Source organism: Pseudomonas sp. GM21 (genome assembly GCF_000282215.1).
GTDB lineage: Bacteria > Pseudomonadota > Gammaproteobacteria > Pseudomonadales > Pseudomonadaceae > Aquipseudomonas.
The window spans coordinates 1-25,574 of the sequence record NZ_AKJS01000036.1; the positions used below are offsets into that span (position 1 = coordinate 1).

Annotated in this window: 22 protein-coding genes; 13 read left to right on the forward strand and 9 right to left on the reverse strand. The window is 58.4% G+C overall.

The features are described from left to right. The 3 genes from PMI22_RS22270 to yjiA form a co-directional block, all read left to right on the forward strand. On the forward strand, positions 1–1,538 hold a 1,538-nt coding region (locus PMI22_RS22270; RefSeq protein WP_007943959.1), incomplete at its 5' end, for a carbon starvation CstA family protein. Positions 1,539–1,553: 15 nt separating this feature from the next. Further along, positions 1,554–1,751: a YbdD/YjiX family protein gene (locus PMI22_RS22265; RefSeq protein WP_003228401.1), complete on the forward strand. Its 198-nt coding sequence runs from the start codon at positions 1,554–1,556 to the stop codon at positions 1,749–1,751. A 107-nt stretch (positions 1,752–1,858) separates the two neighbouring features. Then, complete coding sequence (yjiA, locus tag PMI22_RS22260; protein WP_033048928.1) at positions 1,859–2,845, forward strand: GTPase; 987 nt, start codon at positions 1,859–1,861, stop codon at positions 2,843–2,845. Positions 2,846–2,935: 90 nt separating this feature from the next. Here the strand turns inward: yjiA and glyA are convergent, their stop codons facing one another. Both glyA and PMI22_RS22250 read right to left on the reverse strand, forming a co-directional pair. Beyond that, positions 2,936–4,189, reverse strand: a complete 1,254-nt coding sequence (glyA, locus tag PMI22_RS22255; protein WP_007943961.1) for a serine hydroxymethyltransferase — start codon at positions 4,187–4,189, stop codon at positions 2,936–2,938. Positions 4,190–4,400: 211 nt separating this feature from the next. Beyond that, positions 4,401–8,249 carry a bifunctional diguanylate cyclase/phosphodiesterase gene (locus PMI22_RS22250; protein ID WP_007943962.1) on the reverse strand — a complete coding sequence of 1,283 codons (3,849 nt, stop codon included), beginning with the start codon at positions 8,247–8,249 and terminating at the stop codon, positions 4,401–4,403. Positions 8,250–8,534: 285 nt separating this feature from the next. Between PMI22_RS22250 and ettA the strand changes: the two genes are divergently transcribed. Continuing rightward, the gene (ettA, locus tag PMI22_RS22245) at positions 8,535–10,199 is read left to right on the forward strand and encodes an energy-dependent translational throttle protein EttA (RefSeq protein ID WP_007943963.1); all 1,665 of its coding nucleotides are present in this window, start codon (positions 8,535–8,537) and stop codon (positions 10,197–10,199) included. Positions 10,200–10,453: 254 nt separating this feature from the next. After that, positions 10,454–11,791, forward strand: coding sequence for an NADP-specific glutamate dehydrogenase (gene gdhA / locus PMI22_RS22240; protein ID WP_007943964.1), 1,338 nt, complete (start codon positions 10,454–10,456; stop codon positions 11,789–11,791). Here gdhA and PMI22_RS22235 read toward each other — a convergent pair. From PMI22_RS22235 to PMI22_RS22225, 3 genes are all read right to left on the reverse strand, one after another. Then, entirely contained in the window at positions 11,788–12,282 is a 495-nt protein-coding gene (locus tag PMI22_RS22235) for a GreA/GreB family elongation factor (protein ID WP_007943967.1), read from the reverse strand. The genes gdhA and PMI22_RS22235 overlap by 4 nt on opposite strands. A gap of 103 nt (positions 12,283–12,385) precedes the next feature. After that, complete coding sequence (locus PMI22_RS22230; RefSeq protein WP_007943970.1) at positions 12,386–14,239, reverse strand: Lnb N-terminal periplasmic domain-containing protein; 1,854 nt, start codon at positions 14,237–14,239, stop codon at positions 12,386–12,388. Between the two features lie 92 nt (positions 14,240–14,331). Beyond that, entirely contained in the window at positions 14,332–14,820 is a 489-nt protein-coding gene (locus PMI22_RS22225; protein WP_007943972.1) for a DUF3015 domain-containing protein, read from the reverse strand. A 279-nt stretch (positions 14,821–15,099) separates the two neighbouring features. Between PMI22_RS22225 and PMI22_RS22220 the strand changes: the two genes are divergently transcribed. Both PMI22_RS22220 and PMI22_RS22215 read left to right on the forward strand, forming a co-directional pair. Continuing rightward, positions 15,100–17,538, forward strand: coding sequence for a Lon protease family protein (locus tag PMI22_RS22220; protein WP_007943973.1), 2,439 nt, complete (start codon positions 15,100–15,102; stop codon positions 17,536–17,538). A 316-nt stretch (positions 17,539–17,854) separates the two neighbouring features. Beyond that, positions 17,855–18,196, forward strand: a complete 342-nt coding sequence (locus PMI22_RS22215; RefSeq protein ID WP_007943974.1) for a PA4575 family protein — start codon at positions 17,855–17,857, stop codon at positions 18,194–18,196. Between the two features lie 5 nt (positions 18,197–18,201). Here the strand turns inward: PMI22_RS22215 and PMI22_RS22210 are convergent, their stop codons facing one another. Continuing rightward, positions 18,202–20,031 carry a hypothetical protein gene (locus PMI22_RS22210; RefSeq protein WP_007943975.1) on the reverse strand — a complete coding sequence of 610 codons (1,830 nt, stop codon included), beginning with the start codon at positions 20,029–20,031 and terminating at the stop codon, positions 18,202–18,204. 170 nt (positions 20,032–20,201) lie between these two features. Here PMI22_RS22210 and PMI22_RS22205 point away from each other — a divergent pair, with 170 nt between their 5' ends. The 3 genes from PMI22_RS22205 (at position 20,202) to PMI22_RS22195 (ending at position 21,890) form a co-directional block, all read left to right on the forward strand. Continuing rightward, positions 20,202–20,690 carry a TIGR00645 family protein gene (locus PMI22_RS22205; RefSeq protein WP_007943976.1) on the forward strand — a complete coding sequence of 163 codons (489 nt, stop codon included), beginning with the start codon at positions 20,202–20,204 and terminating at the stop codon, positions 20,688–20,690. 149 nt (positions 20,691–20,839) lie between these two features. Further along, positions 20,840–21,151: a DUF6482 family protein gene (locus PMI22_RS22200; protein ID WP_007943977.1), complete on the forward strand. Its 312-nt coding sequence runs from the start codon at positions 20,840–20,842 to the stop codon at positions 21,149–21,151. 121 nt (positions 21,152–21,272) lie between these two features. Continuing rightward, positions 21,273–21,890, forward strand: a complete 618-nt coding sequence (locus PMI22_RS22195; protein WP_007943978.1) for an FKBP-type peptidyl-prolyl cis-trans isomerase — start codon at positions 21,273–21,275, stop codon at positions 21,888–21,890. 108 nt (positions 21,891–21,998) lie between these two features. Here the strand turns inward: PMI22_RS22195 and PMI22_RS22190 are convergent, their stop codons facing one another. From PMI22_RS22190 to PMI22_RS22180, 3 genes are all read right to left on the reverse strand, one after another. After that, entirely contained in the window at positions 21,999–22,256 is a 258-nt protein-coding gene (locus PMI22_RS22190; RefSeq protein WP_007943979.1) for a PA4570 family protein, read from the reverse strand. 207 nt (positions 22,257–22,463) lie between these two features. Next, positions 22,464–22,805, reverse strand: a complete 342-nt coding sequence (locus tag PMI22_RS22185) for a zinc ribbon domain-containing protein YjdM (RefSeq protein ID WP_007943980.1) — start codon at positions 22,803–22,805, stop codon at positions 22,464–22,466. Positions 22,806–22,996: 191 nt separating this feature from the next. Next, on the reverse strand, positions 22,997–23,965 hold the full coding sequence (locus tag PMI22_RS22180) for a polyprenyl synthetase family protein (RefSeq protein ID WP_007943981.1): 969 nt from the start codon (positions 23,963–23,965) through the stop codon (positions 22,997–22,999). A gap of 240 nt (positions 23,966–24,205) precedes the next feature. On the opposite strand from PMI22_RS22180, the gene rplU reads away from it, so the two are divergent. The 3 genes from rplU to cgtA form a co-directional block, all read left to right on the forward strand. Further along, positions 24,206–24,520: a 50S ribosomal protein L21 gene (rplU, locus tag PMI22_RS22175; RefSeq protein ID WP_003176051.1), complete on the forward strand. Its 315-nt coding sequence runs from the start codon at positions 24,206–24,208 to the stop codon at positions 24,518–24,520. A 34-nt stretch (positions 24,521–24,554) separates the two neighbouring features. After that, positions 24,555–24,830, forward strand: a complete 276-nt coding sequence (gene rpmA, locus PMI22_RS22170; RefSeq protein WP_007943982.1) for a 50S ribosomal protein L27 — start codon at positions 24,555–24,557, stop codon at positions 24,828–24,830. A 193-nt stretch (positions 24,831–25,023) separates the two neighbouring features. Further along, positions 25,024–25,574 (forward strand): Obg family GTPase CgtA (gene cgtA, locus PMI22_RS22165; RefSeq protein ID WP_007943983.1); only part of this gene is annotated, 551 nt, incomplete at its 3' end.

Consider the following 25,574-nt stretch of genomic DNA (forward strand, 5'->3'; position numbering starts at 1 on the left):
TCCTTGCGGTGCTGGCGCTGATCGTGGTCAAGGCCCTGGCCGAAAGTCCGTGGGGTATTTTCACGGTCATGGCGACCATTCCGATTGCGATGTTCATGGGCATCTACATGCGCTATATCCGCCCGGGCCGCATTGGTGAGATCTCCGTGGTCGGCGTGCTGCTGCTGCTGGGGTCGATCTGGCTCGGTGGGCAGATTGCTGCTGATCCGGTCTGGGCCAAGGCGTTCAGCTTCACCGGGATTCAGATTACCTGGATGCTGGTCGGTTACGGTTTTGTCGCGGCGGTTCTGCCGGTGTGGCTGATTCTGGCTCCGCGCGATTATCTGTCAACGTTCCTGAAAATCGGCACCATCGTCGCCTTGGCGATCGGTATTCTGGTGACCATGCCCGAGTTGAAAATGCCGGCGTTGACCCAGTTTGTCGATGGTACGGGGCCTGTGTGGAAGGGCGGTCTGTTCCCGTTCCTGTTCATCACCATCGCCTGTGGCGCGGTCTCGGGTTTTCACGCGCTGATCTCCTCCGGTACCACGCCGAAGCTGCTGGATAACGAAACCAACGCCCGTTACATCGGTTACGGCGGCATGCTGATGGAATCGTTCGTCGCCATCATGGCCATAGTTGCCGCCTCGGTGATCGAACCGGGCGTGTACTTCGCGATGAACAGCCCGCCAGCCGTGGTTGGCGGTGATGTGGTGGCAGTGGCGCAAGCGGTTAGCAACTGGGGCTTTGCCATTACCCCGGAAGCCCTGCAAGCGGTGGCCCATGACATCGGCGAAACCACCATCCTGGCCCGTGCCGGTGGTGCGCCGACCCTGGCGGTCGGTATTGCGCAGATCCTGCACAGTGTCCTGCCGGGTGAAAACACCATGGCGTTCTGGTATCACTTCGCGATCCTGTTCGAAGCGCTGTTCATCCTGACCGCTGTCGACGCCGGCACCCGTGCCGGTCGTTTCATGCTCCAGGACTTGCTCGGCACCTTCGTGCCGGCGCTGAAACGCACCGAGTCCTGGACCGCCAACCTGATCGCCACTGCCGGTTGTGTAGCGATGTGGGGCTGGTTGCTCTACCAGGGCGTGATCGACCCATTGGGCGGTATCAACACTTTGTGGCCGCTGTTCGGTATTTCCAACCAGATGCTGGCCGGTATCGCGTTGATGCTCGGCACCGTTGTGCTGATCAAAATGAAACGCCAGCGCTACGTCTGGGTGACCATGCTACCAGCGGTCTGGCTGCTGATTTGCACCACTACTGCAGGCTTCATCAAGCTGTTCGACGCCAACCCGGCGATTGGCTTCCTGTCGCTGGCCAGGAAATACAGCGATGCGCTGGCCAATGGTCAGATCCTCGCCCCGGCCAAGGACATCACACAGATGCAGCACGTAATCTTCAACGCCTACACCAACGCAACGCTGACGGTGCTGTTCCTGTTCGTGGTGTTCAGTATCCTGTTCTACGCACTCAAGGTCGGCATTGCCTCCTGGGGTAAAAAAGAACGTACGGATAAAGAATCGCCATTCCAGGCCTTGCCGGACGCGTAATCGAGGATTGCAAACATGTTCAATGACCTGAGTCGCCTCGGTAAATACCTCGGTCAGGCGGCGCGCCTGATGGTCGGCATGCCCGACTACGACACCTACGTCGAGCATATGCAAACCAAACACCCGGACAAACCGGTGATGAGCTACGAAATGTTCTTCCGCGAACGTCAGGAAGCGCGTTACGGTGGCAAGGGTGGGCCGAAGTGTTGTTGAAGCACGAGGCTTAGGTAACACACCACTGTAGGAGCCTGGCTTGCCGGCGATAGCGATCTTGAAGACGCCATCGCTGGCAAGCCAGGCTCCTACAGTTTTTTCAGTGTATGGGAGACCTTCTTTTGCTACCCCCTATCCCGGTAACAATCCTCAGCGGCTTCCTCGGCGCCGGCAAGACCACGCTGTTGCGTCACCTGCTCAAAGCCGAGCACGGGCTGAAAATCGCCGTGATCGAAAACGAATTCAGTGATGCCGGTATCGATACCCAGCTGTTGGGCGATGAGCCGGTACAAGTCATGACGCTGTCCAACGGCTGCGTCTGCTGCACCATCCATACCGATCTGACCAAAGCGCTGTACCTGTTGCTCGAACGCCTGGACAGCGGCGACATCGCCTTCGACCGTCTGGTGATCGAATGCACTGGCCTGGCCGATCCGGCACCGGTGGCGCAAACCTTCTTCATCGACGAAGAACTGCGCGAGCGTTACATCCTCGACGGCATCATCACCCTGGTAGACGCGGCGCATGCCGAGACTCACCTGACCCAAACCATCGCCCAGGCACAAATCGGTTTCGCCGACCGCTTGCTGGTGAGCAAGCGCGATCTGGTGGACGAAGCGACATTCACCGCATTAAGTGAGCGCCTGACCCGCATCAACCGACGCGCACCGATCCGCGTGGTGGATCACGGCAAGATCGATCTGGCGGAATTGCTCGACGTGCGTGGTTTTAACCTGAATGCCGACCTGGGTGGTGGCGTGAGTTTGCGTCCGGTGAGTAAAGCGCCGTCCATCGACCGCATCTCCAGCCTGGTGCTGCGCACCGACAAGCCGCTGGATATCGACAAACTCAGCGAGTTCATGAACGAACTGCTGGAAGACCATGGCAAGCAATTGCTGCGCTACAAAGGGGTGTTGAACATCCTTGGAGAGCCGCGTCGGATGGTGTTTCAGGGTGTACTGAAGTTGTACGGCTTCGACTGGGACACAGAATGGGCAGAGGGCGAGGCGCGGGAAAGCGTGATTGTGTTCATTGCCGATGATCTGCCGGAAGATAAGATTCGAGAAGGGTTTGCGCGGGTGGCGGCCAACTGAATCAAATGCCGGTGTGGAGGTCATTTCGCGGGCATTAAAAAACCGGCCATCACTGGCCGGTTTTTTTATTGCTACGGTTTAGCGGGCTGATTAAGCGCCGTACACCGGCAGCTTCTTGCAGATAGCCTTGACCTTCTCACGAACGGCGTCGATCACCGCTTCGTTGTTCAGGTCTGCCAGGATGTCGCAGATCCAGCCGGCCAGTTCCTTGCACTCAGCTTCCTTGAAGCCGCGAGTGGTCACAGCCGGTGTACCGAAGCGCAGGCCGGAGGTGACGAACGGGGAGCGTGGGTCGTTTGGCACGGAGTTCTTGTTCACGGTGATGAACGCTTTGCCCAGTGCGGCGTCAGCGTCTTTACCGGAAATTTCCTGCTTGATCAGCGACAGCAGGAACAGGTGGTTCTCGGTACCACCGGAGACCACGTCGAAACCGCGCTCGATGAACACGCCGGCCATGGCCTTGGCGTTTTTCACCACTTGTTGCTGGTAGGCCTTGAACTCAGGCTGCAGCGCTTCCTTGAAGCAGATCGCCTTGGCGGCAATCACGTGCTCCAGTGGGCCACCCTGGGCGCCCGGGAATACGGCGGAGTTCAGCTTCTTCTCGATGTCGGCGTTGGCGCGAGCCAGGATCAGGCCGCCACGTGGACCGCGCAGGGTCTTGTGCGTGGTGGTGGTCACGACGTCAGCGAATGGCACCGGGTTCGGGTAAACGCCAGCGGCGACCAGACCGGCCACGTGGGCCATGTCGACGAACAGGTAAGCGCCCACTTTGTCGGCGATTTCGCGGAAACGCGGGAAGTCCAGAATCTGCGAGTAGGCAGAGAAACCAGCCACGATCATTTTTGGCTTGTGCTCAACCGCCAGGCGCTCGACTTCGTCGTAGTCGATCAGGCCGTTGGCGTCGATGCCGTACTGGATGGCGTTGTACAGCTTGCCGGAGGACGAAACGCTGGCACCGTGGGTCAGGTGACCACCGTGGGCCAGGCTCATGCCCAGGATGGTGTCGCCAGCCGACAGCAGGGCCAGGTAAACGGCGCTGTTGGCTTGGGAACCGGCGTGTGGCTGAACGTTGGCGTAATCGGCGCCGAACAGTTCTTTGGCACGGTCGATGGCCAGTTGCTCGACGATGTCAACGAACTCGCAGCCACCGTAGTAGCGCTTGCCCGGGTAGCCTTCGGCATACTTGTTGGTCAGTACCGAGCCTTGAGCTTCCATCACCGCTGGGCTGGTGTAGTTTTCCGAAGCGATCAGCTCGATGTGTTCTTCCTGGCGCTGAGCTTCTTGCTCCATGGCGGCAAAAAGGTCGGCGTCGTACTTGGCAATAGTCAAATCACGGCTGAACATGGCGGTCCTCAAGGATCGGGGGCAGAAAAGGGGGGCATTCTAACCCAACCGCTTTTAGAAGGGATATGAAACACAATCAGGTTGTGGATAAGCGGGCTTCAAGCCACAAGCCGCAAGCGACAAGTAAAAGCCGATTCGCTCTTGCTTGTCGCTTGCCACTTGGAACTTGCAGCTTTCTTCATGTTCGACTGATCGGAGCTGTTAGCTCCAATCAGTCGAACATGAAGAGCGCATCATTGCTGAACTGTGCCTCAAACCGGGCAGGCGGCATCGGCCGGCCGAACAGGTAACCCTGAACCTCATCACACCCATGCTCACGCAGGAAGTCGAGTTGCTCCTGGGTTTCCACGCCCTCGGCGATCACCGCCAGGTTCAGGCTGTGAGCCATGGCGATGATCGCCCGGGCAATTTGCGCATCCTGTTCGCCGGACGGCAGGCCATCGACAAACGTACGGTCGATTTTCAGGACATCAATCGGGAATTGCTTAAGGTAATTGAGCGAAGAATAACCCGTGCCAAAGTCGTCGACCGCAATGCTCAGGCCGAGGTTTTTCAACCCGGCGAGAATCTGCATCGCCTCGCTGACTTCACGCATCAGGATACTTTCGGTCAGCTCCAGCTCCAGGCACGCCGGCGGCAGGCCGGTTTCCTTGAGGATGTTGGCGATTCGCGTGCCCAACTGACCGTCGGAGAACTGCCGAGCCGAGATGTTTACTGAAACCTTCGGAACACGGACGTTCGTCTGGTGCCAGGTCTTGAGCTGACGGCACGCTTCGCCGATCACCCAATCGCCGACATCCACCACCAGGCCGAGCTCTTCGAGCACGGGAATGAAATCCCCCGGCGGCACCAGACCGCGTCGCGGATGACGCCAGCGCAGCAAGGCTTCGGCACCGGTCAATCGTTTGCCATCGCCGCTGAACTGCGGTTGGTAATACAGCGTGAATTCGTTCTGTTCCAGCGCGTGGCGCAAGTCGCTTTCCAGCTCCAGACGCTCCAGAGCGCTGGCGTTCATGTCCGCCTGATAAAACTGGAAGTTGTTCTTGCCGCGCTCCTTGGCGTGGTACATCGCCGTGTCGGCGTTCTTCATCAATTGACTGAGTTCGTTGCCGTCCTGCGGGCTCAGCGCGATCCCGATACTGGCCGTGACGAAGAACTCGCGGCCTTCCAGCACAAAGGGTTTCACCAGGCTGGCGAGAATTTGTTCCGCCACATGAATCGCCCGGTTCAGCGCGATTTCACGATTGACCTTCGGTTGCAGCAACAAAGTGAACTCATCCCCGCCCATACGCGCCACGGTGTCGTCATCGTCGACGCAGCCGAGCAGGCGCGTGGCCATTTCCTTGAGCATGCGGTCGCCGGCGGCGTGACCGAGGGAGTCGTTGATCGGCTTGAAACGGTCCAGGTCGAGGAACATCAACACCACCCAGGACTTCTGCCGTTCCGCCGATTGCAGTGCGGTGTGCAGCCGGTCCTGGAACAGCGTGCGATTGGGCAGATGGGTCAGGGCGTCGTAGTAGGCGAGGCGGTGAATCCGCTGTTCACTGGCCTTGCGTTCGCTGATGTCGCTGAAGAAGCACACGTAGCTGGCCAGATCACCTTCATCGTCGAGCACGGCCGTGATGCCGACCCAGGCCGGGTAGTGTTCGCCGTTGCGACGCTTGAGCCAGACTTCGCCTTCCCAGGTGCTGTTCTGATGAAGTTGCTTGAGCACGTAGCGCAGATGCGAATCCTGATGCTCGTCGACGGTCAGCATGTTCGGCAACTCGTCGAGCACTTGCTCCACGGCATACCCGCTGACGCGACTGAACGCGTCGTTGGCCTGAACGATATAACCGGCCGGGTCGGTGATCAGAATGGCCGAGGTGGAGTGCTCAAATACCGTGGCCGCCATGCGCAGGTCTTTCTCGGCCCGACGCTGCTGGCTGATGTCGCGACCGACACCGAGCACGCCTTCGAATGCGCCGTGTTCGTCCCAGACCAGCACCACCCTCAGTTCGATGGGGATCTTGCGGCCGTCGGCCCGCAGGCAATCGAACAGAAACAATTGGGTCTGCACCTGGCTGCGCAAAAGCGCCAGTTGCTCGGGTTTATCCAGCGCTTTGCTGACCCGGTCCATCAGGTCAAAGACGCCGGTCAGTTGTTGAGGGTTGGCGATGATCGATTGCCAGCCGTTCTGGAAGATCCACCCCGCGTCGTAACCGAGCACTGCCCGCACCGAAGGGCTGACGTAGTTGAGCGAGAGCTTGCTGTCCGTCGAGAAAATCACGTCGCTGATGCTTTCGGCGAGCATCCGGTAACGCTGTTCGCTGTCGCGCAATGACTCGCTGGCTTCGATCTGATCGGTGATGTCCTTGGCCACACCAATAATCCGCGTGACTTGATTGTGCTTGTCCCGTGCCAGGGCCTGTTCGCGAATCTCGAACCTGCGCCATTTGCCATCACGGTGGCGGAAGCGCAGTTGGCACTGCATCAATTGGCTGAAACCACCCTGGCGCTGGATCTGGCGTGAGCGATGGTAGCCATCGGCGTCTTCGGGGTGCAGCAGGATTTCCCAGAAATACTCACCCATTTGATGCAGTTCGGTGCGGTCGTAACCCAGGGTCTGCCCCAGGTGGTGGTTGCTGAAAATCATCCGCTGACTGATCACGTCCTGTACGTACAGGTGATCCGGCACGGTGCGCACCACGTCGGACCAGAAACCTTCACGCTCCAGCAGCGACAGCTCGATCAGCTTGCGGCTGGTGATGTCAGTGATACTCAGGATCACGGCTTTATAGTCGTCCTGATCGACCGGCAGACGCAGGACCAGCCACAAATGCTGATCGCGATCCTGGGCATCCTGCAGTTTGATTTCGAGTTCGAGCTGCTTTTGTTGGTTGAACACCGCTTCGAGTACTTGATTGCCAATGGCGGTGCCGTCCAGCGGGTTGCCGTCGATCAGCAGGTTCCAGGCTTGATCGCAGGATTTGACGTTGAGCAGTTGCAGGGCGACCTGGTTGACCTCGGTGATGCGCAACTCCTGAAGCAGTTGCCGGCGTTTGTCCGGGGAATCGAGCCAGGTTTGCAATTGTTCGCGCCTGTGTAGTTGAGCCTTTTCGTAAAAGCTCTTGAGCCCGGCCACGTCGAGTACGCACAGGGCCACGCCGGTGCCTTCGAAAATGTCTTGATAACGGCGACGGCCCTCATTCAATTGGCGTTGACGCCGACGCATGTTCAGAAGCGCAATGAAGGGCAGCAGAGAGAGCGCCAGGCCCAGCAGGCATTTGCCAATGAATGCCGGCAACAGGTCTTCGAGCACGTGTTGGCGATCGAACAAGCCGCGCAGTTGCCAGTCGCTGTTGCTCAAGGGAACGGTCAGCACACTGCTGGCCAGTTCATTTGGCGTCAGCACGGTTGGCTTGCTTGAGGGCCATGCATCATCGCGGCTGATGATCTGGCGATTGACCCGGTTTTCCACCAGCCACCGTGGGCGGATACCGGCTTCATCCAGTTTGGTCAGGCTTGAGAGAAAAGCCGGTGTCAGGCGCAGATCCCAATAGCCACGGGTGCTGCCGCTGGCTTGATGCAACAGAAGATGCACCACCGAACCGTCATCGGCGTTGCTGAAGTAGTGCGCCTGGGCGCGACTGCGCCGCACCAGGTCACTCAGGTAATCGGCGTCCTGGTTGTCATCGGCGCTGTCACTGAGGATTTTTCCGGAGGGGCTGAGCAAGACCAGGCTGCGCAGTTCGGGCAATGACCGTTGCAGCTTGCGCAGCAGCGCCTGCTGTTCGTCGGGGCTTTGCGGTTGTTCGACGATCGGTAGCAGATTGAGGGCGATCTGGGCGTTGAGCGCCATGTTCAGGCTGACTTGCGCGGCCAGATCGGCGGTGTAATCGATGGTGTATTGGCGCTGGCTTTTCTGGGTTTCGCGCAGTTGGTCCAGCAACTGCCAGAACAGCAGGGCGAGCAGCAACAGGACGAGGGTGGCCAGTGTGCCCTTCAAGGTTCCGCGCAGGGGTGAGCCGGTTGCAGGACGGGGGGCGCTCACGGAAACAGGCGAAGTGGCATTAGGCAAACTGTAATCCTGCGGTTTGACTGGGCTGGCGCGACGTGCACTATAAGTCGGACGCCCGAAGGGCGGCTAGCATGCCTTGAGTTGTGGCTAAGTGCCAGTCCCGCTCGGCTGGACTGCCTTCCGTCAATCAGGTAGCTTTGCCGGTTACGCGGGAGCGTTCCAGCTCCTAAAATCAGACTTTTTCAGCGCGCACGTATTGATAGCTATCATTCGGACGACGCGCACGGTCTGGCCGGGCTTCGCCTGCGCTCCAATCATTCATCTGTCACTGACCCAAGGTTCTCCATGGCTCAATACGTCTTCACCATGCATCGGCTGGGCAAAGTTGTTCCGCCGAAGCGGGAAATCCTGAAAAACATTTCTCTGTCGTTCTTCCCAGGCGCCAAGATCGGTGTACTCGGCCTCAACGGTTCGGGTAAGTCCACGCTGCTGAAAATCATGGCCGGCGTCGACACCGAGTTCGAGGGCGAAGCCCGTCCGATGCCGGAGCTGAACATCGGCTACCTGCCTCAGGAACCCATCCTGGACCCGACCAAAACCGTGCGTGAAGTGGTCGAGGAAGCGGTCAGCGTAATCAAGAACGCCCAGGCTCGCCTGGACGAGGTCTACGCGGCTTACGCTGAAGAAGATGCCGACTTCGACAAGCTGGCGGCTGAACAAGCCAAGCTCGAAGCCATCCTGCAAGCGAGCGATGGTCACAACCTTGAGCGCCAACTGGAAGTCGCCGCCGATGCGCTGCGCCTGCCGGCCTGGGACGCCAAGGTCGAATTCCTGTCCGGTGGTGAAAAGCGTCGTGTGGCCCTGTGCCGTCTGCTGCTCTCCGCGCCGGACATGCTGCTGCTCGACGAACCCACCAACCACCTGGATGCCGATTCCGTCGCCTGGCTGGAGCACTTCCTGCACGATTTCCCGGGCACCGTGGTTGCGATCACGCACGACCGGTACTTCCTGGACAACGTTGCTGGCTGGATTCTGGAACTCGACCGCGGCGCCGGTATCCCGTACGAGGGCAACTATTCGGGTTGGCTTGAAGCCAAGTCCGATCGTCTGGCGGCCGAATCCAAGCAGCAATCGGCTCACGAAAAGGCCATGAAGGAAGAACTGGAGTGGGTGCGCAAAGGCGCCAAGGCCCGCCAGTCGAAATCCAAGGCTCGCCTGCAACGCTTCGAAGAAATGCAATCGCAGGAATTCCAGAAGCGCAGCGAAACCAACGAGATCTACATCCCGGCCGGTCCGCGCCTGGGTGACAAGGTCATCGAATTCAAGAACGTTTCCAAGGGCTACGGCGATCGCGTGTTGATCGACAACCTGTCGTTCTCCATGCCTAAAGGCGCCATCGTTGGTGTGATCGGCGGTAACGGTGCCGGTAAATCGACCCTGTTCCGCATGCTGATGGGCAAGGAAACGCCGGACTCGGGCAGCATCGAAGTCGGCGAAACCGTGCAACTGGCGTGCGTCGATCAGAGCCGCGAAGACCTGGACGGCAGCAAGACCGTATTCCAGCAAATCTCCGACGGTTCGGATCAGATCCGCATCGGTAACTACGAGATTCCGTCGCGTACCTACGTCGGTCGCTTCAACTTCAAGGGCGGCGATCAGCAGAAGTTCGTCAAGGACCTGTCCGGTGGTGAGCGCGGTCGCTTGCACCTGGCCCTGACCCTGAAAGAGGGCGGCAACGTCCTGCTGCTCGACGAACCGTCCAACGACCTCGACGTTGAAACCCTGCGCTCCCTGGAAGAAGCCCTGCTGGACTTCCCGGGCGCCGCCATTGTGATCTCTCACGATCGGTGGTTCCTTGACCGCGTCGCGACGCACATCCTGGCGTACGAAGACGACTCGCAAGCGGTGTTCTTCGAAGGTAACTACACCGAATACGAAGCCGATCGCCGCAAGCGTCTCGGCGAAGCGGCTACCCAGCCGCATCGTGTAAGGCACAAAAAACTGGCCTGATCCGGGCTGGTTGCATGAAAAGCGGAGCCTTCGGGCTCCGTTTTTTTTGGGGCTTCAGTTGTCACTGATGGTGCAAAACGCGAAGGGTTGTTCCCTGTTTCGGTGCGAAAACAGTTCGAAAACCGGACTTATTTATACTTGGCGCACCATTTAATTTCATAATTGCGACATTCGGCGCTGTCATTGTGCGCATTCTGTTTGTTAGAGTCCGGCCCAATCTCTCCCAACGACAACAAATCTGCCGAGACTGTTCCATGATCGAATCCGTCGAATCCTTCCTTGCCCGTCTGAAAAAACGCGACCCTGACCAGCCTGAATTCCACCAGGCCGTGGAAGAAGTCCTGCGCAGCCTGTGGCCTTTTCTCGAAGCCAATCCGCATTATTTGACTTCCGGCATTCTGGAGCGGATCTGCGAACCTGAGCGCGCGGTCGTTTTCCGGGTTTCCTGGGTCGACGATCAAGGCAAAGTGCAGGTCAATCGCGGTTTCCGTATCCAGATGAACAGCGCGATTGGTCCTTACAAGGGCGGGCTGCGTTTCCATCCTTCGGTGAACCTCGGCGTGTTGAAGTTCCTCGCCTTCGAACAGACGTTCAAAAACTCGCTGACGTCGTTGCCGATGGGTGGTGGCAAAGGTGGTTCGGACTTCGACCCCAAAGGTAAGAGCGACGCTGAAGTCATGCGCTTCTGCCAGGCCTTCATGAGCGAGTTGTACCGGCACATCGGTGCGGACGTTGACGTGCCGGCCGGTGATATCGGCGTCGGTGCCCGCGAAATCGGTTTCCTGTTCGGGCAATACAAGCGCCTGAGCAACCAGTTCACCAGCGTATTGACCGGCAAGGGCCCCAGCTATGGCGGCAGCCTGATTCGTCCGGAAGCCACCGGTTTTGGCTGCGTGTACTTCGCCGAGGAAATGCTCAAGCGCAGTGGTCAAACCGTTGAAGGCAAACGCGTTGCAATCTCTGGATCCGGTAACGTCGCACAATATGCGGCACGCAAGGTCATGGACCTGGGCGGCGTCGTGGTTTCGCTGTCCGACTCCGAAGGCACGCTCTACTGCGAAAGCGGTTTGACCGAAGAGCAATGGCTGGCGGTGCTGGAGCTGAAAAATGTCCAGCGTGGACGTATCAGTGAACTGGCCGGCCGATTCGGTCTGGAGTTCCTGGCGGGCCATCACCCATGGACGCTGAGCTGCGACATCGCGCTGCCATGCGCTACACAAAACGAACTGGACGCCGAGGCGGCTCGTACGCTGCTACGCAACGGCTGTATCTGTGTGGCGGAAGGGGCCAACATGCCGACTACCCTGGAGGCCGTGGACCTGTTTATCGAAGCGGGGATTCTGTTCGCGCCGGGCAAGGCTTCCAACGCGGGTGGTGTGGCGGTGAGCGGGCTGGAAATGTCGCAGAATGCCATGCGTCTGCTGTGGACCGGTGGTGAAGTCGACAACAAGCTCCACGCGATCATGCAATCGATCCACCATGCTTGCGTGCATTACGGTGAAGAGAACGGCCGGGTCAACTATGTCAAAGGCGCGAACATCGCCGGCTTCGTCAAAGTTGCCGACGCCATGCTCGCCCAGGGCGTGGTTTAAGCCGGTTCGATACGGGTGATCTCGATCAGTTGATCACCCGCCGGGCGTTGCCACAGCACCTCGTCGCCGAGTTGCGCCCCGAGCAACGCCCGACCCAACGGTGAACCCCAATTGATCAGGCCCGCGGTCGCGTCGGCCTGGTCTTCACCCACCAACTGCACGGTTTGCCCGGTGTCGTGTTCATTAACGAACGTCACACGGCTGCCGATCTGCACTTTTTCAGTCGAGCTGGCGGCGGTTACTACCTGCGCGCTTTGCAGGCGCTGGTTGAAATATCGCAAATCGCGCTCAAGGTCCGCTTGGCGCTGCTTGTCTGCTTGCTCCCCTCTGGCCGATTGCTCGCTGTGCAGGTGTTGCAGTTCGGATACTTTCGCCTGCAATTGGGCCAGGCCCGCGGGCGTGACGTAATTGGGTTGCGTGCTGACTTGCCGTTCGACAGGCTGATCGGCTTGCGCGGCGGCGTTATCTTCGTTGACGAAAGCGCGGCTCATGCTCTTCTCCCGTTATAGGGTTTGGGCCATGGTGGCAGGCTTTTAGTTTTGCCGGATGTCCGCCGGCGACTCACCAATCCCACAAGGGTATGGCTGTGTCAGGTCAATAGTGATACCACTTCACCTCAAGCATCACTTCATTCTCCGGTGTGGCGAGGTGGCTGAATTCGCGTTGGGCGCTCAGGCGCAGGCCCAGATTGCGCGACAGTTCCCACTGCTGATTCAGGCTGATGCTACGGCGCACTTCACCATTGGTGAAGAAATCGCCTTTGGTTTCCAGACTGAAATTGCCCAGCGGGTTTTTCCACAACACGCCGGTATTGAAACCCGCCGCCGGGGCGATGAAACCGGCGAAGTCGTTGTTGTGTTCAATGCGCGCGGTCCCCAGGGCAAAACCGAGCATGTCGTCGCCCAGTTCCCAGGTACCGCCGCCACCGCCATTGATGTGGCTGACCAGGGTTTCGTCATCATGTTTGCCCGGCACGCGTTCCAGGCCGCCAGTCACCTGCCACGACAGTGGTTGCAGCAACTCATTGCGCGGGGTGAAGGAGCGAATCGTTGCCAGATCAAGCTGCTGAAACTGCCAGTGATTGCCTTCGTACTGGCGCAGTTTCATTTGCAGGATTTCAATTTGTGCACCGAGCGGGAAGCTTTCGGCGTTGTCGTTGAGATCGTGATAGGCCATACGCAGGCCGTATTCGCCGAACGCCTTGTCACCCCGGGTGCCGACACCGGCCTGCCAGGTTCGCGACTCGTGACCATCCTCGGGCAAGCCGGGTTGCGGGATATCCAGCTCGGGCGCGGGGTTCTGGTTGATCGCCCGCAGCAGTTCGAAACTGCGCTGAGCCTGCGTGGGGTCACGTTCCTGGCCATTGGCGCGGTAGCGTTCCAGACGATAAGCCGCGTCGATGATCAGCGCCTGGCGATCCTTGGGTTGCGCCTTGAAAGCGGGTTCCTGTAACTGCTTCTGGTCGGCGCTGACTTTCAGCACCCATTGCTGTTCATCGGGGTTCAGCGGTTCGACACGGCTCAATAATTCACGTTCGCGGGACGGGCGATATTCAATCGATTCCACCAAACCCGCTTCTTTCACGGCCTTGACGGTGTCGGTAGGAATCGCGGTCAGCGGGAATTGCTCTGTCAGCCGCAGGCTGGGGCGCGCCACTTGCAGCAATTCCAGCAAGCGATAGGAGCAGTTTTCGTCGAAGAAGAAATAGTCGAACCGGACCTGCTTCAGCTCCCAGACGTGCTCGACCATACGCTCGGTTTCTGGCGGGGTCAGGTTCAGCCGGTACTCCCACAAGTCACGGTTCTCGAGGCTGCGGTATTCCGAGAGTTTTTCCTGATAGGGCACCAGCGAAAAAAGCCCGGGATAACCACCCATCAAGCCTTTCCAGGCGAAGAGGATGCTGTTGTCCGAACCTTCGATGAAGGCGCCGAAGTTGATGGCGTAGCTAAGCAGGGCCGTTTGGTCGCTTTGCACATCCGCCTGGTCGATGCGCAGCAACGTGTGGCCGAACATCGATGACGGACTGTTCAAGTAAGCTGCCGGGAAAATCATCACCGCACTGTGGGGCGAGACGTCCTTGAACCATTGCTTGAACTCAGTGCAGGCAGGCGTCGGCAGACCGGTCAGGTTGAGTTGCGATTTCAGCCAGCGGGTACGGGCTGGGTAAACGCATTGAGCGTGTTGTTCGCCGGCACTGGCCGGGGCGTACAACGCTTGCACGGTAGCCGCCAGTTCACGCTCGGGGTGTTCGTTGCCGTCGGGCGCCAAGAAGAACGCCTTGTCGCTGATATAGCTGCGCCAGCCGCCGAGTTTGGCGGTTTCGTAGTGTCCCAGGGAAATCCAGAAGGGGTCATTGGCCAATTGCTGCAAACGTTGAGGGTCGATGTGCGGCGCAGCGGACAGCGGGGCGCAGACACAGAGCGTCAGCCAGGCAAGGCGTTTGAGCATAGTGGGCAACTTAATTCGAAAAAAACAAAGACCCAAAGAGGGGCGGGCCAAAAAAACAAATCCGCTCCCCGAAAGGAGCGGGCGAGTCGAGCTTAAGCTTGAGTGGCGTACTTGGCCAGACGCGGGTCGTTCTTCAGAACGGCCAGGGTGTTGGTATGCACATCTTCAGCGGTTACATCCGCCTTGCTGAAGATTTGCTGGAAATGCTCGTGAGTCACGGCGGCGAAATGCGCACGGTCTTGCGGCGCCACGCCAAGGACCACGGCGTAAGTGGTCAGCGCTTCGCCCTGACCTTTAGCCATGTCTTCGGACAGCTCGTTCATCATGCCATTCATGGCAAACCAGGATTTGCCGCCGTAGGTCAGCGACGAATTCGTGGCGCAGCCGTTGGTGCCGGACGTCATGCCGAAGGTCGCGTTACCGGACGTGCCGTTGGTAATGGAGGCCATGAAGTGAGCCGGGGTGCCACGCTGACCTTCGAACAGCATGTTGCCCCAACCACAATCCGGGCCGCCTGGGGCTTGCGCCATGGCGTTGAGGGATACAACGGTGAAGAGAGTACCGAGAAGAATCCGTTTCATAGCTATGTTCTCTTTGTTTGCATACCGATGGACAAGGGAGACTGGTGCCATTTTGGCGCCAGTTAGGCTGGTTATTGGTCCAGCCGCGCAATTTGGAGTTTAGGCACGATCCCGAGGTTCCGTGATTTTTCGCAAAACATCCGCTGAAATCATTGATTTAGCCCCGGCCCGCTGAGGGATGGCAGTTTGTCTATGCTTTGGCTGGAGGTGCGCCTTGCAAGTGAGGTATGGGCAGCGCCAGAATGCCGCTATCTGCCCCGCCTGATGTAAGGAAGCCCGATGCCTGATCCTGTTGCTGCCAGCTTGCGTCTAGCGCCTGAAGCGCTGACCCGTCCGTTTTCCGCTGAACAGTTCAGCTTCTCTACCACCAATGATCTGGAGCCCTTCCGCGGTGTGCTTGGCCAGGAACGTGCGGTCGAAGCCTTGCAGTTCGGCGTGGCCATGCCACGCCCCGGTTACAACGTCTTTGTCATGGGTGAGCCTGGCACCGGCCGGTTCTCGTTCGTCAAACGTTACCTGAAAGCCGAAGGCAAGCGCCTGCAGACCCCGGCCGACTGGGTCTATGTCAACAATTTCGATGAGCCGCGCGAGCCTCGCGCCCTGGAATTGCCGTCAGGTACCGCGGGCGCATTCATTGGCGACATCAATGGCTTGATCGACAACCTGCTGGCGACCTTTCCGGCGGTGTTTGAACACCCGTCCTACCAGCAGAAGAAAAGCGCCATCGATCGTGCCTTCAATCAGCGCTACGACAAGGCGCTGGACGTCATCGAGCGTCTGGCCCTGGAAAAAGAAGTCGCGCTGTACCGCGACGCCAGCAACATCGCCTTTACCCCCATGAGCGAAGGCAAAGCGCTGGATGAAGCGGAATTCGCCCAGTTGCCGGAAGCCGATCGCGAACGTTTTCACGAGGACATCTCTGGTCTGGAAGAGCGTCTGAACGAAGAGCTCGCCAGCCTGCCGCAATGGAAGCGTGAGTCGAGCAATCAACTGCGCCACCTCAACGAAGGAACCATCACACTCGCGTTGCAGCCGTTGCTGTCGCCGTTGTCGGAGAAGTACGCCGAGAACGCGGCCGTGTGCGGTTACCTGCAAGCGATGCAGGTTTACCTGCTCAAGACGGTTGTCGAGCAACTGGTGGACGACAGCAAGACCGACGCCATTGCCCGCAAGCTGCTGGAAGAGCAATACGCGCCGAGCCTGGTCGTCGGGCATTCGGCCAGTGGTGGTGCGCCGGTGGTGTTCGAGCCGCACCCGACTTACGAAAACCTGTTTGGCCGCATTGAATACAGTACCGATCAGGGCGCGATGTACACGACCTATCGGCAACTGCGCCCGGGTGCCTTACACCGGGCCAACGGCGGTTTTCTGATCCTTGAAGCGGAAAAAATGCTCAGCGAGCCGTTCGTCTGGGATGCGCTCAAGCGCGCCCTGCAATCGCGCAAGCTGAAAATGGAATCGCCGCTGGGTGAGCTGGGCCGTCTGGCCACCGTAACCCTGACACCGCAACACATTCCGTTGGCGGTCAAAGTCGTCATCATCGGCGCCCGTCAACTGTATTACACCCTGCAAGACCTCGATCCGGACTTCCAGGAAATGTTCCGCGTCCTGGTGGACTTCGACGAAGACATCCCGATGGTCGATGAGAGCCTGGAGCAGTTCGCCCAGTTGCTCAAAACCCGCACCTCCGAAGAAGGCATGGCCCCGTTGACGGCGGATGCCGTGGCGCGTCTGGCCACGTATAGCGCGCGTCTGGCCGAGCACCAAGGGCGTTTGTCGGCGCGAATCGGTGACTTGTTCCAGTTGGTCAGCGAGGCGGATTTCATTCGTCATCTGGCCGGCGACGAGATGACCGACGCCGGGCACATCGAGCGTGCGCTCAAGGCCAAGGCCACCCGCACAGGGCGCGTCTCGGCACGGATTCTCGACGACATGCTGGCCGGGATTATCCTGATCGATACCGATGGCGCCGCTGTCGGCAAGTGCAACGGGCTGACAGTGCTGGAAGTCGGCGACTCGGCCTTCGGTGTGCCGGCCCGGATTTCCGCCACGGTTTATCCGGGCGGCAGTGGCATTGTCGACATCGAGCGTGAGGTCAACCTTGGGCAGCCGATTCACTCAAAAGGCGTGATGATCCTCACGGGGTATCTGGGCAGTCGTTATGCCCAGGAATTCCCGCTGGCCATTTCCGCGAGCATTGCCCTGGAGCAGTCCTACGGGTATGTCGATGGTGACAGTGCGTCGCTTGGCGAGGCTTGTACGCTGATTTCGGCCTTGTCGAAAACCCCGCTCAAGCAGTGCTTTGCAATCACCGGTTCGATCAACCAGTTCGGTGAAGTGCAGGCGGTAGGCGGGGTCAACGAGAAGATCGAAGGCTTCTTCCGGCTCTGCGAAGCGCGCGGGCTGACCGGTCAGCAAGGGGCGATCATTCCTCAGGCGAACGTTGCCACGTTGATGCTCGACGAGAAGGTATTGGCGGCAGTGCGCGCGGGGCAGTTCCATGTTTACGCGGTGCGTCAGGCGGACGAGGCCTTGAGCCTGTTGGTCGGCGAGCCTGCCGGTGCACCGGATGAGAATGGCGAGTTCCCGGAAGGCAGCGTCAATGCGCGGGTGGTGGAACGCTTGCGGGTGATCGCGGAAATGATCAGCGAAGAAGACCTCAAGGAAGCCGAAAAAGAAGCTGCGCAGGAAGCGTTGGTCGAGACCAAGCCGGCTTGATGCGTACCTGAGATCACTTCAATCCACTTGTGGGAGCGAGCTTGCTCGCGAATACGGTTTTCATTCAACAGATAAGTTGCCTGATATACCGCATTCGCGAGCAAGCCCGCTCCCACATTTGTTTTGTGTGAATTTTGAAAAGTGCCATCTCGCTGGCGTCAAACTTCACACAATGACCATTCGGCGCCTTCCGGTCCCACCCGACGTACGGGGCGGACTTTTCTTCTATTCTCTGCTTCAAGGATCGACAGTAATCACTGGAACGAGACAGCCTCTCTATGGAGGCTGAATACCGGATCTACCGAGGGTCGCCGCCATGTCGCGCAACCTCTGCCTTACCCGTCAATGCTTGGGTCTTGTAACCCGTATCGAGTGTGCCATCCGCCCTCTGGCGGGAGATACGGGCATGTGGACCTTGCTCTTCGCCGCCGGGATGGCTGGCGAGCAACCTTCAGCTATCAAGGCACAAGGCCCGTTTCATGGTCCTGTCGTGGCTGAATCAATCCTCGACACCATTGTTGAAAGCCTGACTTTGCACGGCTACGAACTGGCCGACGACCCACAAATCTGGTGCCTGCACCTGCAAGCCCAGCTGCGGGAAATCAACGGTGGCCGTTGCCGCAATCTGGGTGGCTTTGAATATCGGCCCGATCACTGAGTGGGTTATTGATCAAGTTCACCTGGATCAGCTGTGACCAGTTTGACTTCGAAACCATATTGCACGGTGGTGAGCCCGGTGCGCTGATAGCTTTCCAGGTGTGTCGGTTGACCATAAAAGTAATGCACCTTGAATAACGCCGGGCCTTCGGCGCTTGCGTCATGGGTGACCGCAAGAATCTCTTTCAGGTAATTCCCGCTGTCGTCCCTGGCGAAAAATCGCCAGTCCTGCGCAGGAAACAGCTTCACATCCACCACTAACGCATTGCCTTTGAGCATCAGGCCCTTGGGCAATGTCCGGGTGTCGAGCGTCTGCTTCTCGATCGTGGCCAGGAACAACGGCATGGCGCCCACTGCATACGCTGGCGTTTGTGGAAACAGGTTCAGATCGTAAGTGATGGTGCCGCGCAGAGGGTCGACCTGATACGCCTGCGGTGGCAGTTCAATCGGCTCATCGCGTTTGCCGCTACTGTCCGCGGTAAAAAAACTGAGTGGGCTATCGCCGAGGCTGAAGGTGCTGCCGAGCAACTCGTCATTGAAGCTTCTGGGGTGATTGAACTCAATGCGCGCGGCGCTCGGGTCCTCCACTGATTGATTGATGTTGATGCTTTTTTTCAGCTGTTCCTCGCTCAGTGTCGCGCCCTTGAGCCAGTTCGGCGTTTGATCGTCATACACCACCACCGGCAAGGTCAGCGGCGGGATGGTTTTTTCCGTGGTGTGCGGGTCGAAGCGGCGTATCGGCAGGTTAAGGTCTTTGCGGGTGACAGTGGCGCCGGAGAAGTCCAGCAGGCTGACTTCAAGTGTGTCGATCGGCCCGTTGAAGTACACCTTGGAATAACGTCGCCCCTGCTGCTGTTCGAAACTGCGCTGTTCTTCATTGAGCTGTTGTTCGAACGCCTCGCTCCAGGCCTTCTGCTGCTGCATTTTTGCCAGCTGTTTTTGATAGAAGGCAATTTGCGTGGCGTTTTCGTTGATCGAGCCTGCGCGCGCGAGGAATTGCCCGGTGGTGTCTTTGGCCTGAACAATCAGTGGGATCAACCCGGTATCACTGACTTCGGGGGGCAGTGGCGCGCTGTTGCTGTATTCAATTTCGGCGTAGTTCTTTTCAAGCTTCAACAGGGTGACGCTGAGGTTGTCGTCGGTGCGCTTCTTGCCGACGTCCCCTTTGGTCAGGTTGAAGCTGTAGAGCCTGCGTGGCGCGATTACTTCGACTTTGCCCTGCAGGCTCACTGGTTGCGGTTGGGTTTTTTTGTCGACATCCAGGCCGTCGATGAAAGGGTAGGTCACCGTCAAGTCGTCGGGGCTGGTCAGGTTGGAGCTCGACGGGCTGAGCTGGATGCCGGGATCGGTTTCCGACCATTCGGGCTGGAAGGGGATAACCCGTTTGTTGTTCAGCGTCACCGATTGCCATTCCAGGCCATGGGGGAAAAGGAACGTCGCCGGAATACTGAAGTTGAAGGGGAATACCGGTTGCAGATCGGTCAGGTAATCGGAGCTGGAGTCCTTGTGCAGCACGAACAGGCCATTGATGTAGGTGTCGACCAAGGCCTGGGGCGAAGGGTAGTGCTTGAGCACGGCGAGGGCGTCTTCGCCGTATTCGGTTTCCATCGGTTTACTGTCGAGCTTGAGTTGCGCACGTTCGAGCAACAAGAGTGAGCCGCCGAGTTCAGAGACCGCGTCCTTGAGCTTCGGGTCCTGGATCTGATCCAGCGATTGCTCGAACTGTGCGGTTTTTTCCTCGAGGCTGGCCTGACGCTTGTCCTCACTGGGAGAGCAGCCGCTCATCAGCAGGATCAGGCAAATGCCGGTGCTCGTTAATGGCAATCGCACATCCATTTTCCAGTCTTCCTGTCCGATTTGCTGAGCGGTCAATAGACTGGACACTAGCAGAAAAACTTTACGACACACGCGCAGGTGGCGGATTTTTCGACGGTTTCTGGCTGCTTCTGGGTGTAGACAGGTGACTGGTATACTCGCGGCCATTTTCAACCCACGTGTGAGATTCAATGGAACGCTTTATCGAAAATGCAATGTACGCCTCCCGTTGGCTGCTGGCGCCGATCTACTTCGGACTGTCCCTTGGGCTGCTGGCGCTGGCGCTGAAGTTCTTCCAGGAGGTTTTTCACGTTATCCCCAACGTTTTCTCGATGGCAGAATCGGACCTGATTCTGGTGCTGCTGTCGCTGATCGACATGGCGCTGGTGGGCGGTCTGCTGGTGATGGTGATGATTTCCGGGTACGAGAACTTCGTTTCTCAATTGGATATCGATGACAGCAAGGAAAAGCTCAACTGGCTGGGTACCATGGATTCATCTTCGCTGAAGATGAAAGTGGCCGCTTCCATTGTGGCGATTTCCTCTATCCACCTGCTGCGGATCTTCATGGACGCCAAGAACGTCGATCCGGAGCATTTGAAGTGGTACGTGATCATTCACATGACGTTTGTCGTGTCGGCGTTCGCTATGGGCTACCTGGACAAGCTGACCAAACACTGACCTGCACAACTCTTGTGGGAGCGAGCAGGCTCGCTCCCACAAGGGTATTTGGTCGAACCGGACGGGTGGTGTGATTCTGGCTTGTACTTTGAAGCGCCGAAGCCTATCCCTGTAAGTAGTGTTGGCTCGACTCTGTATGAGGTGCATTCATGAACCTTGTTGAACTACGCGCTTATGCCATCGCAGGGAAAATCGATGAGCTGAACCTGATTTCCATGGAGGGCGGGATCTACCTGCTGGAGGCGCGCATGCATGGTGCCGCCTATCCGCTGAGTGATGGCCACGACCAAATGTTCCACCTGCGCTCGGTCGAGCATGCTCGTGAAGTGCTGCATGACTTCCCTTCCTTACCCTTCAACCTTGTCCACGCTTCGGTACATGATGAAATGTGCGGACTGGGTGCGAGCGTGGGGGAAAGCCTGAAGGTGCCGATTGCCTTCCGCTCCTCCTGGCATCACTGACAGCCCTCATCAGAACAATGACATATGTGCTAGTCTGCTGGCCCTTTTGGTTCCGGGCGCTCCGGGATGCGCTGTGCGAGCACGGCAAGTTCCTGGGCCGTCCGCACAGCGGAGCAATGTCATGTCCGAAGTAAATCTGTCCACCGACGAAACTCGCGTCAGCTACGGTATTGGCCGTCAGCTGGGCGACCAACTGCGCGACAACCCGCCACCGGGCGTTAGCCTGGACGCGATCCTGGCTGGTCTGACTGACGCCTTCAACGGCAAGGAAAGCCGTGTTGACCAGGAAGCTATGTCCGCGAGCTTCAAGGTGATCCGCGAAGTCATGCAGGCCGAAGCTGCTGCCAAAGCTCAAGCCGCTGCTGGCGAAGGCCTGGCTTTCCTGGCTGAAAACGCCAAGCGTGATGGCATCACCACCCTGGCTTCCGGCCTGCAATTCGAAGTGCTGACTGCCGGCGAAGGCGCCAAGCCAACCCGTGAAGATCAAGTGCGCACTCACTACCACGGCACCCTGATCGACGGCACAGTGTTCGACAGCTCCTACGAGCGCGGCGAGCCTGCAGAGTTCCCGGTTGGCGGCGTGATCGCTGGCTGGACCGAAGCCCTGCAACTGATGAACGCCGGCAGCAAATGGCGTCTGTACGTGCCGAGCGAACTGGCTTACGGCGCTCAAGGCGTTGGCAGCATTCCGCCGCACAGCGTACTGGTATTCGACGTCGAACTGCTCGACGTTCTGTAATACCGATGTGGGAGCGAGCCTGCTCGCGATGCGGTCTGCTCGGGTTTCCTGTGAAACCGCAGTGATGCTATCGCGAGCAGGCTCGCTTCCACAGTTCTTTGTGCTGTCTCATATTTCGATCTTGTGGTGCAGTTCATTCGACGGGCGCAACGCCCGGGCGTAGCAGTACAGAAACAGGTTACGTACCAGCTCCTTGAGCACCAACGGCTCGCTGGAACTCAAGTCGCTGACGTCCAGATCCCCCTGATCCTGCAGCTCGCTCAAGGCTTCTTCTTCAAGCACCGCACAGACTTCCCCGGTTTCCCGATGCAGGATTCTGAGGTACGGGTGTGGGCGGTCCAGCCAGGCGTCGATCAAATAAGTCATGTCTCATCTCCATTGAATGGGTTTCAATGAGAATAATTCTTATTCATCAAATAGCAAGGGTCTATTGGCGGATTGTGCTTTTTTTACGGGTAAAGGTTGCGTCAGGTCAAAACGGCTGGCGTTTGGCTATTGCGCGTACAGGCACGTTGAAGCAGGGGGAGGGCGAAGCACCATCCCACGCAAGGCGCGGGATGGAATACGGCTGGTTCAGACTTTTCTGACGAACTCGGACTTGAGCTTCATCGGGCCAATGCCGTCGATCTTGCAGTCGATGTCGTGATCGCCATCGCACAGGCGGATGTTCTTGACCTTGGTGCCGACCTTGACCACCAGCGACGTGCCTTTGACCTTGAGGTCCTTGATCACGGTGATGGTATCGCCGTCCTGCAGGACATTGCCGACCGAATCCTTTTTCACGGTGTCGTCGGACGCCGTTTCGGCTTCGCCGCTGGCGGACCATTCGTGCGCGCACTCAGGGCAGATCAGCTGTGCGCCGTCTTCATAGGTGTATTCGGAATTGCATTTTGGGCAGGGTGGCAACGTGCTCACTAAAGCTCCTTGAATCCTGGATGGCTAAAAAGCGCACATTATATAGGGTTTTAGGAGGGAGGTGGGGCAGCACGGTCCCTGTGGGAGCCGGGCTTGCCCGCGAAACAGGCACTTCGGTGTATCAGAAGCACCGCAGTGATGGCATCGCAGGCAAGCCAGCTCCCACCGGGACCGGGTTCTAACAAGTGGTATTAGTGCGTGCGGGCTACCGCAAACTCACTCAGCTCAACCAGTGCATCGCGATACTCGCTGGCAGGCAGCGCGTCGAGGCACTTGATCGCACGGGCCACGTAATCACGAGCCAGTTGCGCGGTGTATTCCAGCGAGCCAGAGGCCTCTACCGCTTCGCGGATGCTTTCCAGGTCTTCGATACCGCCTTTCTGGATCGCCTTGCGCACCAGGGCGGCCTGTTCCGGCGTGCCTTCGCGCATGGTGTAGATCAGCGGCAGGGTCGGTTTGCCTTCGGCCAGATCGTCACCGACGTTCTTGCCCAGGGTTTCGGCATCGCCTTTGTAGTCCAGCAGGTCGTCGACCAGCTGGAAGGCCACGCCCAAATGATCGCCAAAAGTGCGCAGGGCTTCAGCCTGTTCTGCTGTGGCTTCGCAAAGAGCGGCGGCGCTGTGGGTCGAAGCCTCGAAAAGCATCGCAGTCTTGCCGCGGATGACTTCCATGTAGGTTTCTTCAGTGGTGCTGGCGTCACGGACCTTCGACAGCTGCAACACTTCGCCTTCAGCGATGATGCGGGTCGCTTGCGAAAGGATCTTCATGACTGGCATGGAGCCCAGTTCGACCATCATTTCGAAGGAGCGCGAATAGAGGAAGTCGCCGACCAGCACGCTCGGTGCATTGCCCCACATGGCGTTGGCGGTCGAGCGGCCACGGCGCATGCCGGACATGTCGACCACGTCGTCGTGCAGCAAAGTGGCGGTGTGCAAGAACTCGATGGTCGCCGCCAGCAGACGCAGGTCATCGCCTTCGCGGCCCAGCGCCTTGCCACACAGCAACACTAATAAAGGACGCAGGCGCTTACCGCCGGCCGAGGTAATGTAATCGCCGATTTTCGATACCAGCGGCACTCGGGAAGTCAGCTGCTTCTTGATGATTCCGTCGACGGCGCTAAAATCGTCCGCCACCGCGCGGTAGAAAGCTTGGGGTTGCATCAGCGACAGTCGCTCCAGAAGGGTTGCGCGGCATGCTAGGACCCACGTCGGCGAGTGTCAAGGCGCGATGGACGGCCTCTTGCATCGCCCCGGCAGCTTGCGTACAATCGCGCACCCTGAACTTCCTGGGCAGCACCTGCCTTACGCAATTGCAAACCGGCCTTCCAGCCCTATGCAGCCATGCCAGCCAATACCTCTTCTTATAAAGAGCTGGGTGAGCAGGATTATCGGAGAAATACCATGTCGTACGCAGTAATTGTTACTGGTGGCAAGCAATACAAGGTCGCCCCAGGTGAATACCTGAAGATCGAAAAACTGGAAATCGCTACCGGCGAATCCGTTACTTTTGATCGCGTTCTGTTGGTCGCCAATGGCGATGACGTGAACATCGGCGCTCCAGTTGTTGCTGGCGCTACCGTTGTGGCTGAAGTGATCTCCCAAGGTCGTCACGATAAAGTCCGCATCATCAAGTTCCGTCGTCGTAAGCACCACATGAAGCGTATGGGCCACCGCCAGTGGTACACCGAGATCAAAATCACCGGTATTCAGGCTTAATTTCAGCCTAATTCCTCACTAGGAGAATTGACTCATGGCACACAAAAAAGCTGGTGGTAGTACCCGTAACGGTCGCGACTCAGAAGCCAAACGCCTCGGCGTGAAGATGTATGGCGGCCAGGTTATCATTCCGGGCAACATCATCGTGCGTCAGCGCGGCACCCAATTCCACGCCGGTTACGGTGTTGGCATGGGTAAAGATCACACTCTGTTCGCTAAAATCGACGGCGTGATCAAGTTTGAAGTAAAAGGCGCTTTCAATCGCCGTTACGTAAGCATTGTCCCGAAGACTGACGTCGTCGCGGCATAATTACGTGGTTGCTGGAAAAGCCCTGTCTTGCGACGGGGCTTTTTCGTTTGTGGGGTGAGTCTCTTGCAAAGCTGTTTGTGATGGGCTCCAGCGCAGGTTTTGCGGTCGTTGATTGAGGTCGCTGCGCTCATTTTTGCAAGAGTCTTATGTCTAGATTTTTTCGGCTCGTCCGTATGGCGAGAGGCGTTTTGTTATGAAGTTTGTTGATGAAGTATCGATTCGAGTAAAGGCTGGTGACGGCGGTAACGGTTGCATGAGCTTCCGTCGCGAAAAATTCATTGAAAACGGCGGCCCGAACGGCGGTGACGGTGGTGATGGCGGCTCGGTCTATATGATCGCCGACGAAAACCTCAACACTCTGGTCGACTATCGTTACACCCGTCACTTCGACGCCGAGCGCGGTTCCAACGGTGGCAGCACCGATTGCACCGGCAAGAAAGGTGAAGAGCTGGTGCTGCGCGTGCCGGTCGGCACCACCGTCATCGATGCGGCCACTCAAGAAGTGATCGGCGACCTGACCAAGGCCGGCCAGAAGTTGCTGGTCGCTCACGGCGGCTGGCACGGTCTGGGTAACACCCGTTTCAAATCCAGTACCAACCGCGCTCCGCGTCAGACCACTCCGGGTAAGCCGGGTGAGGCGCGTGACCTCAAGCTGGAAATGAAAGTGCTGGCGGACGTCGGTCTGCTGGGCTTGCCGAATGCCGGTAAAAGTACGTTTATCCGCTCGGTATCGGCTGGCAAGCC